Annotated in this window: 12 protein-coding genes and 1 tRNA gene; 9 read left to right on the top strand and 4 right to left on the bottom strand. The window is 69.6% G+C overall.

The genetic code is table 11. The features are described 5' to 3' along the window. Nucleotides 1-143: 143 nt before the first annotated feature. Nucleotides 144-899 carry an endonuclease III gene (gene nth / locus DXK21_RS15885; RefSeq protein ID WP_114818737.1) on the bottom strand — a complete coding sequence of 252 codons (756 nt, stop codon included), beginning with the start codon at nucleotides 897-899 and terminating at the stop codon, nucleotides 144-146. A gap of 137 nt (nucleotides 900-1036) precedes the next feature. Here nth and DXK21_RS15880 point away from each other — a divergent pair, with 137 nt between their 5' ends. The 6 genes from DXK21_RS15880 (at nucleotide 1037) to DXK21_RS16710 (ending at nucleotide 5935) form a co-directional block, all read left to right on the top strand. Next, nucleotides 1037-2149 (top strand): HlyD family secretion protein, encoded by a 1113-nt coding sequence (locus DXK21_RS15880; RefSeq protein WP_114818736.1) that lies wholly within the window; start codon nucleotides 1037-1039, stop codon nucleotides 2147-2149. Next, nucleotides 2146-3735, top strand: a complete 1590-nt coding sequence (locus tag DXK21_RS15875; RefSeq protein ID WP_245945252.1) for a DHA2 family efflux MFS transporter permease subunit — start codon at nucleotides 2146-2148, stop codon at nucleotides 3733-3735. The genes DXK21_RS15880 and DXK21_RS15875 overlap by 4 nt, the downstream gene beginning before the upstream one ends. Beyond that, nucleotides 3735-4334, top strand: a complete 600-nt coding sequence (locus DXK21_RS15870; RefSeq protein ID WP_114818735.1) for a TetR/AcrR family transcriptional regulator — start codon at nucleotides 3735-3737, stop codon at nucleotides 4332-4334. Before DXK21_RS15875 ends, DXK21_RS15870 begins: the two co-directional genes overlap by 1 nt. A gap of 73 nt (nucleotides 4335-4407) precedes the next feature. Then, entirely contained in the window at nucleotides 4408-5169 is a 762-nt protein-coding gene (locus tag DXK21_RS15865) for a creatininase family protein (RefSeq protein ID WP_114818734.1), read from the top strand. A 70-nt stretch (nucleotides 5170-5239) separates the two neighbouring features. After that, nucleotides 5240-5701: a phasin family protein gene (locus DXK21_RS15860; protein ID WP_114818733.1), complete on the top strand. Its 462-nt coding sequence runs from the start codon at nucleotides 5240-5242 to the stop codon at nucleotides 5699-5701. 69 nt (nucleotides 5702-5770) lie between these two features. Then, entirely contained in the window at nucleotides 5771-5935 is a 165-nt protein-coding gene (locus DXK21_RS16710; RefSeq protein WP_170136976.1) for a hypothetical protein, read from the top strand. A 149-nt stretch (nucleotides 5936-6084) separates the two neighbouring features. Here the strand turns inward: DXK21_RS16710 and DXK21_RS15855 are convergent, their stop codons facing one another. From DXK21_RS15855 to tsaD, 3 genes are all read right to left on the bottom strand, one after another. Continuing rightward, nucleotides 6085-6465: a Rieske (2Fe-2S) protein gene (locus DXK21_RS15855; protein ID WP_114818739.1), complete on the bottom strand. Its 381-nt coding sequence runs from the start codon at nucleotides 6463-6465 to the stop codon at nucleotides 6085-6087. A 143-nt stretch (nucleotides 6466-6608) separates the two neighbouring features. After that, on the bottom strand, nucleotides 6609-7607 hold the full coding sequence (locus DXK21_RS15850; protein ID WP_114818732.1) for an NAD(P)H-dependent glycerol-3-phosphate dehydrogenase: 999 nt from the start codon (nucleotides 7605-7607) through the stop codon (nucleotides 6609-6611). Nucleotides 7608-7648: 41 nt separating this feature from the next. Beyond that, nucleotides 7649-8818, bottom strand: coding sequence for a tRNA (adenosine(37)-N6)-threonylcarbamoyltransferase complex transferase subunit TsaD (gene tsaD / locus DXK21_RS15845; protein WP_162790720.1), 1170 nt, complete (start codon nucleotides 8816-8818; stop codon nucleotides 7649-7651). A gap of 50 nt (nucleotides 8819-8868) precedes the next feature. Between tsaD and hemC the strand changes: the two genes are divergently transcribed. From hemC to DXK21_RS15830, 3 genes are all read left to right on the top strand, one after another. Further along, complete coding sequence (gene hemC / locus DXK21_RS15840) at nucleotides 8869-9819, top strand: hydroxymethylbilane synthase (protein ID WP_114818731.1); 951 nt, start codon at nucleotides 8869-8871, stop codon at nucleotides 9817-9819. A gap of 3 nt (nucleotides 9820-9822) precedes the next feature. Continuing rightward, nucleotides 9823-10518 carry a uroporphyrinogen-III synthase gene (locus tag DXK21_RS15835; RefSeq protein WP_114818730.1) on the top strand — a complete coding sequence of 232 codons (696 nt, stop codon included), beginning with the start codon at nucleotides 9823-9825 and terminating at the stop codon, nucleotides 10516-10518. 48 nt (nucleotides 10519-10566) lie between these two features. Continuing rightward, nucleotides 10567-10642: transfer RNA gene (locus tag DXK21_RS15830), tRNA-Thr, on the top strand. The last annotated feature ends 390 nt before the right edge of the window (nucleotides 10643-11032 follow it).

Raw genomic sequence — 11032 nt, 5'->3', positions numbered from 1 at the left:
GTTGGGTGGGGGTGGAGGCAGGCCCTGTCCGCCGGAGCGCTGGAGACCGGGACATCGCCTCATGCGCCCTATCGGCCATGTCGCGTTCCGCACCCCCATCCCCGACCCTTCCCCCCTCGAGGGGGAAGGGAGACGACAAGCGCTCAAACCCCCACAAACGCCGCCCGCGACGGACACAGGTCCGCAATCACGCAGGCCCCGCATTTCGGTCGCTGCGCCAGGCAGGTGTAGCGCCCATGCAGAATCAGCCAGTGGTGCGCCTTGGGCAGCCAGGCCTCGGGCACGACCTTGTGCAGTTGCGCCTCCACCTTGTCCGGCGTCGCGGCGTTGGCCAAACCCAGCCGGTGCGAGACGCGAAACACATGGGTGTCCACCGCAATGGCCGGCTCGATGCCCAGTTCGTTCAGCACCACGCTGGCGGTCTTGCGTCCCACGCCGGGCAGGGCCTGAAGGTCGGCGCGGTTCAGCGGCACCTCGCCGCCGTGCTGCTCGACCAGCATCCGCGCCGCCGCGATGACGTTCCTCGCCTTGGTGCGATAAAGGCCGATGGAGGCGATCAGCGGGATCAGCCCCTCCTCGCCCAGGGCCAGCATCTTCTGCGGCGTGTCGGCCACCGCAAACAGGGCCTTGGTCGCCTTGTTGACCCCCACGTCGGTCGCCTGGGCCGACAGGGCGACCGCCACGACCAGGGTGTAGGGATTGACGAAATCCAGCTCGGTCTTGGGGTCCGGCATGACGCCCGACAGGCGGACGAAAATCTCCTCGACCCGATCCTCGTCCGGCGGCCAGCCGATCACCGCCCCGACCGGCGCCTTCTTGGGCGCACGCGACCGCTTGCCCGGCGGCGGGCTGAGGGCGGCGCGGACAGCCTTGGAGGGAGGACGTTGGCGGACGGTCATGCCCCCGCTTCGCCTTCCCCGCGCGCGGCGTCAACCGGGCGCCGCCGACACGGTGCGACGAAATCGCGCAGGCGCCTCTTGATTTATGGACGCACCTGTCCATTTTACGCGCCGGATTTCAAAAGAGCTGTCTCCCCATGGCCCTCCCCGCCTCCCTGAAGAAACGCCTGCCCCTGATCGTCGGCGGGGTCGTCGGCATCGGTCTCATCGTCGGGGGCGTCATCTGGTGGCAGGGCAAGCAGCGCTGGGAAGCGACCGACAACGCCTTCGTCCAGGCCGACACCGTCCTGGTCAGCCCGCGCATCAGCGGCTCGGTGATCGAGGTCCTGGTCAAGGACAACCAGCGCGTCGAGGCCGGTCAGGTCCTGGCCCGTCTGGACGACGCCGACGCCCGCGCCGCCCTGGCCCAGGCCCAGGCCAATCTGGCCGCCCTGACCGCCGCCGTCGCCAATGTCGACGCCCGCGCCGAACAGGAACAGGCCACCATCGCCGCCCGCGCCGCCGCTGTGACCCAGGCCCAGGCCCAGGCCGGTCTGGCCCGCGCCGAGGTTGATCGCTACGGCAAGCTGGCCGCCGAGGGCTGGGTGTCGCAACAGCGCATCGAAACCCAGCGCGCCACCGCCGAGACCGCCCGCGCCTCGGTCGCCCAGGCCCAGGCCGCCCTGACCGCCGAACAGCGCACCGCCGCCGTGCTCGGCTCGACCCGCAACCAGAGCGTCGCCGCCGTCGAACAGGCTAGAGCCCTGGTCGAACAGGCTCAGCTGACCCTGGACCGCACCGTCATCCGCGCCCCCGTCGCCGGGGTCGTCGGCGCCCGCGGCGTCCGCGTCGGCCAGGTGGTCCAGGCCGGCGGGCAGATGATGTCCATCGTTCCCCTGCAAGACACCTATGTCGTCGCCAACTTCAAGGAGACCCAGGTCGGCCGCATGCGTCTGGGCCAGACGGTCGAGATCAAGGCCGACGCCTTCCCCGGCCAGTCCATCGTCGGCCACGTCGACAGCTTCGCCCCGGCCACCGGCTCGGAATTCGCCCTGATCCCGGTCGAAAACGCCACCGGCAACTTCACCAAGATCACCCAGCGCGTCCCGGTCCGCATCGTCGTCGACCGCCGCGCCACCGGCGAGCCTGTCGCCCTGCGTCCCGGCCTGTCGGTCGAGGTCAAGGTGGACCTGAAGAGCCAGGGCGGCGCCGCCTTCGCCGACGCCCATCTGGGCCAGGTCGCCGTCGCCTCGCTGGACCCGGCCCGGTGAGAGACGGCGTCCTTCCTGCGGACGCCCCAGCGGTCGCCGACAAGCCCGAGATCAACTGGACCGTCCTGCTGCTCGGCTTCGCCGGCATGGTCATCGGCCAGTTCATGGCCATTCTGGACATCCAGATCGTCGCCGCCTCCCTGCCCCAGATTCAGGCCGGGGTCGGCGCCTCGGCCGACGAGATCAGCTGGATTCAGACCGCCTATCTGATCCCCGAGGTCGTGATGATCCCCCTGTCGGGATACCTGTCGCGGCTGTGGGGCACGCAGAAGCTGTTCTTGGCCTCCTGCATCGGCTTCCTGATCATGAGCGTGGCCGTCGGCCTGTCGACCTCGGTCGAGATGATGATCTTCTTCCGCGCACTGCAGGGCTTCCTCGGCGGGGCCATGATCCCGACCGTCTTCGCCGTGGCCTTCACCGCCTTCCCGCCCGAGAAGCGCGTCACCGCCAGCGTCATCATGGGCCTGATCGTGACGCTCGCCCCCACGGTTGGCCCGACCCTGGGCGGCCACCTGACGGAATGGCTCAGCTGGCGCTGGCTCTTCTTCATCAACATCTTCCCCGGCGTGGTCGTCCTCTTCCTGGTCGGCCGCTACGCCCATTTCGACAAGGGCGACGCCAGCCTGAGCAAGGGCTTCGACTGGTGGGGTCTGGGCCTGATGGCCGCCTTCCTGATGAGCCTGCAATTCGTGCTGGAGGAAGGGGCCAAGAACGACTGGCTGGCCGACGACCACATCCTGCTGCTCAGCCTCGTGGCCCTGATCTGCGGCCCGGCCTTCATCTGGCGCTCGCTGGTCTATTACAACCCGATCGTGGAACTGCGCGCCTTCGCCAACCGCAACTTCGTCGTCGGGGTCGTCATGACCTTCATCGTCGGCGCAGCCCTGTTCGGCGGCACCTTCCTGCTGCCGCTGTTCCTCGGGCGGGTGCGCGACTATTCGGCGGCCGAGGTCGGCACCACCATGGTGGTCTCGGGCCTGGCCATGTTCGCCACCGCCCCCTTCGCCGGGCGGCTGGTGCGCAAGCTGGACCCGCGCATCCTGATGTTCGTCGGCTTCGCCCTGTGCGCCTGGGGCATGTGGGACGCCCGCCTCGTCACCGGCGAGTGGGGCTTCTGGGAGTTCGCCGGGGTTCAGGCCGTGCGCGGCTGCGGCGTCATGATCGCCATGATCGCCTCGCAGCAAGTCACCATGTCCACCCTGCCGCCGCACATGGTCAAGAACGCCTCGGGGCTGGTGAATCTCAGCCGCAACGTCGGCGGCGCCTTCGGCCTGGCCATCCTCAACACGTCGCTGACCCAGAACACCGCCCTGCACATGGTCGAACTGACCAGCGCCATCAATCAGTCGGACGTCGCGGTGCGCAACATGATCGCCGGCATGGCCCAGCGCTTTTCGGGCTCCATCGACCCGCACGCCGCCGCCATGAAGGCCTTCTACGGCATGTTGCAGAAGCAGGCGACGACGCTCGCGTTCGGCGACGCCTTCGCCCTCCTGGCCATCGCCTGCGCGGGCGCCGCCTTCGTCACCCTGCTGTCCAAGCCCGGCAAGGCCGATCCCGCCGCCGGTCCGTCCGAGGTGCATTGATGCCCCGCGCCCCCGGTCAGGTCGACGCGCTCAAGAGCGCCGCCATCCTTCAGGCGGCCTCGGACCTGTTCGTGGAAAAGGGCGCCCAGGCCTCGATGACCGAGATCGCGCGCCGGGCGGGGGTGTCGAAACAGACCCTCTACAACCGCTTTCCGACCAAGATCGACATCGCCCGCGCCCTGGCGGCCCAGCGCTCCGACGCCGTCACCGCCCCGCTGAAATCCGGCGCCGCCCCGGAAGCGGTGCTGGCCGCCATCGCCGAGACCCTGATCACCAAGATCTGCCGCGAGGGCAAGGGCGCCTCCCTGCGCGGCGTGGCCCTGATGTCCCCCGAGGCCCCCGAACTGGCCCGCGCCATCTATGACGCCGGGCCGGGCGAGAGCGTACGCCGCATCGCCGCCTGGCTGGCCGAGCAGGACCGTCTGGGGCTGCTGTCCGTGCCCGATCCCGCCGCCGCCGCCGAGATGTTCTCCGGCATGGTCCTGGGCCACGGCCACCTGCGCTCGGTCCTGGGCCTGCCCCACCTGCATCAGGACGAAGCCCCGGCCCGCGCCCGCGAAACCGCCCGCCGCTTCATCCGCGCCTTCGCTCCCGACTAGGCTTGTCCGGTTTGGCCCTTTGGCCGGATCGGCGTAAAGCGCGGGCGTCTGTCTGCCCCTTTCGGAGTCCCCCATGCTGATCCACCTGTCGTCCTGGCCCGAAATCGACGCGCGCCTGAAGTCCGGCGCCGCCCTGTCCAAGACGGTCATCGTGCCGATCGGCTCCAACGAGCAGCACGGCCCGACCGGCCTCTTGGGCACCGACTGGCTCTGCCCCGAGATCATCGCCCACGCCGCCGAGAAGGGCGACGAGAGCCTGATCATCGCCCCGACCTTCAACATCGGCATGGCCCAGCATCACCTGGCCTTCGCCGGCACCATCTCCTTGCGCCCCTCGACCTTCATGGCCGCCATCACCGACTGGGTCGCGTCCCTGGCCCGTCATGGCTTCGAGCGCATCTATTTCCTCAACGGCCACGGCGGCAATGTCGCCACCATCGAGGCGACCTTCGCCGAGATCTACGCCGACTGGTCCTTCGTCGAGGAGCAGCCGCCCTTCGTGCTGAAGCTGCGCAACTGGTGGGACCTGCCCGGCGTGCACAAGCTGTGCGAGGAGATCTTCCCCGTCGGTCACGGCGCCCACGCCACCCCGTCCGAGATCGCCGTGACCCAGGCCGCCTATCCCGACCATATCAAGCGCGCTGACTACAGCCCGAAGATCGCCCCCATGGGTCCGATCCGCGACGCGCTCGACTACCGCGCCCGCTTCCCCGACGGCCGCATCGGTTCGGACCCGGCCCAGGCCAGCCCGGAAACCGGCCAGCGCATCATCGACGCCGCCATCCCGGCCCTGATCCAGGACGTCTCGGCCTTCGCCGCCGAAGTCCTGCCCTGAGCCTGTCAGGAAACTGAAACAGGGGCCTGTTCTGCTTGCTACATCCATTGAACAGGCCCACGGTCCCCGCATGAACCCCATTGATCGCGCCGCCCGCACCGTCCGCGCCGGACAGGAGACGGCTGAAGCCTCGGCCAAGGTCATCGCCCGTCGGATGACCATCATGAGCGAGGCCATGGCCAACCCCCTGCGCGCCGACCACGCCGAACTGGGCCGGATGGGCCCGGAAAAGGTCCAGGCCATGACGGCCTCCGCCGGCGCCCTCGCCGCCGGCGCCATGGATATGGCGGATCAGGGCCGCCGCATCGCGGACCGCGAAGGCGCCGAGGCCTCGGCTCACATGACCCGTCTGTCGAAGGCCGACAGCCTGGCCAGCGCCGCAGCCTTGCAGGCCGCCTGGGGCATGGGCGTCTGGTCGCGCGCCCTGTCCGACAGCTGGACCATGGGCGAGTCTATGCTGAAGCTTCAGGCCAAGGCCCTGTCGCCGATCCACGCCGCCGCCGTGGCCAACGCCAAGCGCCTGAAGACCTAGTCAAGCCGCCGTGATGGAACGGCGATGCACGGCCCGTGTTGCTTGCTGTAGTCCAGCAAGGAGCCCGACATGGCCGAGCAAGACCCGAAAAAGACCGATCCCCATCCCGGCATGATGGGCGACGGCACCGAAGAGCAGAACCTCAACCAGCCCGGCGATCCGTCCAAGCGGATCACCGAAGAAGAGGTCGATGACGCCTTCACCAAGGACCCGAAGATCGTCCCGAAGGAATAGGCGCTCCCCTTCCCGCTCATCCCGGCGGACGCCGGGATCCAGTCCTTTGGCGGCAATCGCCTCCGTGACCTCGAAAAGCAGTGTCATCGGTAGTGTTTGTCGTTCTCACTGGATTCCGGCGTCCGCCGGAATGAACGGAGAGAATGTTTTCAAGCTGTCCGGATAATCCCGCCCCTGGCCTCGACCGGCCAGGGCGTCAGCTTGCCGCCCGCGCACGGTCCGCCGACGCACGATCCGCTCAGCGGCTCGAAAATGGCCCCGTGCCAGCCGCAGATGATCAGCGATCCGTCCGGCGTCAGATAGCGGTCCAGCTCCATGGCGATGGGGAAGCCCGCGTGCGGGCAACGGTCGACCCAGCCCGCGACCTGGCCGTTCTTCCTGACCACGAAGCCGTGGAAGAAGGCATCGCCGATCTGCAGCACGAAGCCGCGCGAGCCGGGATCAGCGATGTCGTCCTCAGCGCATAGGGCCACGTTCGGCGGCGTCTTCCAGACGCGCTTGCGCTCTTCGGCGACGGGTTGGTCCGTCATCCCCATACCCGCTCATCCCCGCGGAGGCGGGGACCCAGTGCTTTGGCCAAGGGGCGCTCGCGTTGAAGAGAGTTGGGCATGGGTCTTAGCAACGGTTCCAACTGGCTCCCGCCTCCGCAGGAAGGGGCGGAAATTCGGGCTGACTATTCGCGTTCGGGCTTGAGCGGCCGGGTCAGCAGGGCCTCGATGGCCGCGTCCACCGTGGTCTCGCCCGCCAGGACGGCGGCGACCGCCTCGCAGATGGGGGTTTCCACACCCAGCTTGCGGGTCAGTTCGCGTACGGCGGGCGCGCTCTCATAGCCCTCGGCGACGGAGCGCTTGCCGGCCAGGGCCTGCTCGACGCTCATGCCCTGGCCCAGGGCCAGGCCCAGGCTCATGTTGCGCGACTGCGGGCTGGAGCAGGTCAGGACCAGATCGCCCAGGCCGCACAGGCCGGCGACCGTCTCGGCCCGGCCGCCCAGGGCCAGGGCCACGCGAACGATCTCGGCGAAGCCGCGCGTGATGACCGCGGCGTGGGCGCTGCGGCCCAGTTCGCGCCCCTCGACGATGCCGCAGGCGATGGCCAGGACGTTCTTCAGCGCCCCGCCCGTCTCCGCCCCGATCAGATCGTCGGCCAGATAGGGGCGGAAGACCGGCCCCGACAGCGCCGTCGCCAAAGCCACGGCCAGGGCCTCGTCCTCGCAGGCCAGGGTCACGGCGCTGGGCAGGCCGCGCGCCACCTCGGCGGCGAAGCTGGGCCCCGACAGGACAGCGGGCGTGGCCGACGGGATCGTCTCGGCCAAAACTTCCGTCATCAGCTTCAGCGAGCCGCGCTCGATGCCCTTGGCGCACAGGACGATGGGCAGGCCGGGCCGGGCATAGGGCGCAAAGGCGGCCAGCGTCGCCCGCATATGCTGGGCCGGCGGCACCGCCAGAATCAGATCGCAATCCGCCAGATCGGCCAGATCGGCGGTGACATTGATGGCCGAGTCCAGCTCGATCCCCGGCAGGAAGGCGTCGTTCATGCGCCGCGCGCGGATGCTCTCGATCACCTCGGGCTCGCGCGCCTGCAAGACGACCGCGAGGCCCGCCGCCGCTGCGCTCTGCGCCAGGGCCGTGCCCCAGGCGCCGCCGCCGATTACGCCTGCCGTATGAAATTCCATGTCTTCTCCGGTCCCCCGACCACCGCTCGAACCCCGGCTCATCAAGCCTTGGCGCCCTTGCGGCCCGTTTTCTTGTGCACAGGATCGGCGTTCGCGCGCGCCTCGTCCAGAGGCCATCGCGGCCGGGCGGCGACATCAATGTCGGATGTCAGGCCTTTTTCCAGACGTTCCGCCCCCGCCAGGGCGATCATGGCCGCGTTGTCGGTGCAATAAACCAGAGGCGGCGCCAGAAATCCGAAGCCGTGCTTCGTCGCCAGATTCTCCAGCGTGCGCCGGATGGTCTTGTTGGCCGCGACGCCCCCGGCCACCACGAACAAGCGCTCTTGATGCTGTTCGGCATAGGCGACCATGGCCCGCTCCGTCCGCTCGGCCAGCTGGCGCGCAATCGCCTTCTGCACCGCATCGGCCAGATCGGCCTTGTCCTGCTCCGTCTCGCAGGTCTGGGCCAGGCGCGAGGCCGCCGTCTTCAACCCCGAGAAGGAAAAGTCGCAGTCCTTCCTCCCCAGCAGGGCCCTCGGCAGATCGAAGCGCGAGCCGTCGCCAGACGCCGCCAGCCTCTCCAGCGCCGGCCCGCCGGGATAGCCCAGCCCCATGGCCTTGGCGATCTTGTCGAAGGCCTCGCCCGCCGCGTCATCAATCGTCGTGCCCAACCGGCTCATGTCGCCGATGCCGCGCACCTCCAGCAGCTGGCAGTGGCCGCCCGAGACCAGCAGCAGCAAAAACGGATAGCTCGTCTCCGCCCCCAGCCGCGCCGAGACCGCGTGCCCCTCCAGATGGTTGACCGCGATCAGCGGCAGGCCGCGCGCCAGGGCCACGGCCTTGCCGTAGGACAGACCCACCATGACCCCGCCGACCAGTCCCGGCCCGGCGGTCGCCGCCACCCCGTCCAGGGCCGCGTAGTCGATCCCGGCCTCAGCCATGGCCCGGCGCGCCACCCCGTCGATCATCTCGACATGGCTGCGGGCGGCGATTTCCGGCACCACGCCGCCAAAGGCGGCGTGCTCGTCGATCTGGCTGTGAATGACGCTGGACAGGACCTCGGCCCCGGCCGCCGACAGGCGCACCACCGAGGCGGCGGTCTCGTCGCAACTGGTCTCCAGGCCCAGAACCGTCAGCCCGGCGCCGGGGGCGCGGCTTTCGGCCCCAGTGCTCGGGGAGGCCAGCTTGGTTGCCCCCGTGGTCCCGCTGCTATAGTCCGCGCCAGTGTTCATCGGGTCGAGGTAGCGGCCCGGTTCCCCTTTCGCAACGGCTGCGCGACCTCATGACCCCGCTTCTTCGCATCGGCACCCGCCGCTCCAAGCTGGCGCTGGCCCAGTCCGGCATGATGCAGCGCGCCATCGGCCGCGCGCTCGGCGTGGCCGAGGCCGACATCGAAACCCTGGTCCCCCTGGTCGAGATCGTCACCACCGGCGACCGCATTCAGGACCGGCGCCTGCTGGAAGTCGGCGGCAAAGCCCTGTTCACCAAGGAGATCGAGGAGGCCTTGCTGGACCGCCGCGTCGACGTCGCCATCCACTCGATGAAGGACGTCCCCGCCGAACAGCCCGAGGGCCTGGCCATCGCCGCCGTGCCGGAACGCGAGGACGCCCGCGACGGCTTCATCAGCGAACAATTCGCCCGCTTCGCCGACCTGCCCCACGGCGCCCGCCTCGGCACCGCCTCGCTGAGACGTCAGGCCCAGGCCCTGGCCCTGCGTCCCGACCTGCAGATCGAAATGCTGCGCGGCAATGTCGACACCCGGCTCAAGCGGCTCAAGGACGGCGACTTTGACGCCATCCTTCTGGCCTGCTCGGGCCTGAACCGTCTGGGCCTGTCCGAGGTCATCCGCGAGCGCCTGTCGCTGGACGCCTTCCTGCCCGCCCCCGGCCAGGGCGCCCTGGCCATCCAGACGCGCGAAGCCGACGCCGACGCCGACTGGACCCGCGTGCTCAACCACGACCTGACGTCGCTTTGCGTCGCCGCCGAGCGCGGGGCCATGACCGCGCTGGAAGGTTCGTGCCGCACCGCCATCGGCGCCTACGCGGCGATCGAGGGCGACGTTCTGCGCCTGACCACCGAAATGCTCAGCCCCGACGGCTCGGCCCGCTGGCGCCGCGCCGGTGAAATCTCGGGCGTCACCCCCGCTGCCGCCCTCGACGACGCCCGCGCGCTCGGCCTGCGCCTCGGGGCTGAGGTCCACGCCGAGGCCGGCGACCAGAAGATCGACCTCTAGGCCATGCGGCCGATTCGCCGCGTCTGGATCACCCGCGCCCAGCCCGGCGCCGCGCGCACCGCCGCCCGGCTGACGGCGCTGGGCTTCGAACCCGTCGTCGCCCCCCTGCTGGCCATCCGCCCCCTGCCCGACGCCCTGGCCCAGGCGCCAGACTTCGCCACGGTCGCGGCCCTGGCCTTCACCAGCCCCAACGGCGTCGAGGCCTTCGCCGCCCTGACCCCGGACTTGCGCGACCGCCCCGTCTTCGCCGTCGGCGACGCCACCGCCCAGGCCGCCCGCGACGCCGGCTTCACCGACGCCCGCTCCGCCGCCGGCGACATCCACGCCCTGGCCGCTCTCATCGCCGCCACGCCGCCCGACGGCCTGATCCTCGCCCCCGGCGCCTGCGAGCCCGCCGGCGACCTCCCCGCCCTCCTGCCTGACCACGCCGTTCAGCGCCTGCCGGTCTATGCCGCCGAGGAAACCGACGCCGCCGTCCCCGCCGACTTCGACGCCGTCCTGCTGCACTCCCCCCGCGCCGCCCGCGCTCTCGCCGCGATCCTGAGACCAGACGCCGCCCAAAACCGCCTCGCCGTCTGCATTTCGGCCGCCGCCGCCGCGCCGCTCCACGCCTTCAGCTTTGCCGAGATCCGCGCCGCCTGGGCGCCCGACGAAACTTCCATGCTGACAGCGCTTGGCAAGTCCGCCGGACCCGTATAAAGACCCGACCTCGCGCGGCCCTCGACACTCGTCAGGCCGCCGACCGGAGCCGCTTTAGCTCAGCCGGTAGAGCACATCATTCGTAATGATGGGGTCAGGTGTTCGAGTCACCTAAGCGGCACCACCTCTCCTGAGTAGCGTTGGCTTTGACGCCGCCCCGTAATGGGCCGGAGGACGCCTCCGCTTGGGAGTTGCGTGGGTTCCTAGGGGGACGGCCTGCAGGGCCCCTAGCTGAAAAAGCCTATGGCGTGGCTGCTAGCCTCCGCATCATCGCTCAGTAGCCGACAAAGCACTTCCATTTGCGGGCTACAACCCTGACAAGCGAGACACTCCTGACTTCTGTGATGCTCGCTTGCTCCCCGTCATTGGGGATCGCGTTTGTGCACATCCTCAAGGTTGATGGCTTTCCCAAACTCGGGGTGTGTGGAGAAAGATGCTTTCACCGCACCCTGCTCTGGTGCTGACGTGCCTCTGAGTTTTCATCCAGCGGCGACCAGAGTCCTTGGGTTAGTTA

Origin of the sequence: Brevundimonas bullata (genome assembly GCF_003350205.1) — a bacterium.
In the GTDB taxonomy this organism is placed as follows: Bacteria; Pseudomonadota; Alphaproteobacteria; order Caulobacterales; family Caulobacteraceae; genus Brevundimonas; species Brevundimonas bullata.
The sequence above is the reverse complement of the archived record's forward strand: the minus strand, read 5'-3'. Positions and strand labels throughout refer to the sequence as shown.

Coding starts and splice junctions, on each gene's coding strand:
- nth (WP_114818737.1), bottom strand. CDS start 899: ATGACCGTCCGCCAACGTCCTCCCTCCAAGGCTGTCCGCGCCGCCCTC.
- DXK21_RS16710 (WP_170136976.1), top strand. CDS start 5,771: ATGGCCGAGCAAGACCCGAAAAAGACCGATCCCCATCCCGGCATGATG.
- tsaD (WP_162790720.1), bottom strand. CDS start 8,818: ATGAACACTGGCGCGGACTATAGCAGCGGGACCACGGGGGCAACCAAG.
- DXK21_RS15880 (WP_114818736.1), top strand. CDS start 1,037: ATGGCCCTCCCCGCCTCCCTGAAGAAACGCCTGCCCCTGATCGTCGGC.
- DXK21_RS15860 (WP_114818733.1), top strand. CDS start 5,240: ATGAACCCCATTGATCGCGCCGCCCGCACCGTCCGCGCCGGACAGGAG.
- hemC (WP_114818731.1), top strand. CDS start 8,869: ATGACCCCGCTTCTTCGCATCGGCACCCGCCGCTCCAAGCTGGCGCTG.
- DXK21_RS15850 (WP_114818732.1), bottom strand. CDS start 7,607: ATGGAATTTCATACGGCAGGCGTAATCGGCGGCGGCGCCTGGGGCACG.
- DXK21_RS15835 (WP_114818730.1), top strand. CDS start 9,823: ATGCGGCCGATTCGCCGCGTCTGGATCACCCGCGCCCAGCCCGGCGCC.
- DXK21_RS15870 (WP_114818735.1), top strand. CDS start 3,735: ATGCCCCGCGCCCCCGGTCAGGTCGACGCGCTCAAGAGCGCCGCCATC.
- DXK21_RS15865 (WP_114818734.1), top strand. CDS start 4,408: ATGCTGATCCACCTGTCGTCCTGGCCCGAAATCGACGCGCGCCTGAAG.
- DXK21_RS15855 (WP_114818739.1), bottom strand. CDS start 6,465: ATGACGGACCAACCCGTCGCCGAAGAGCGCAAGCGCGTCTGGAAGACG.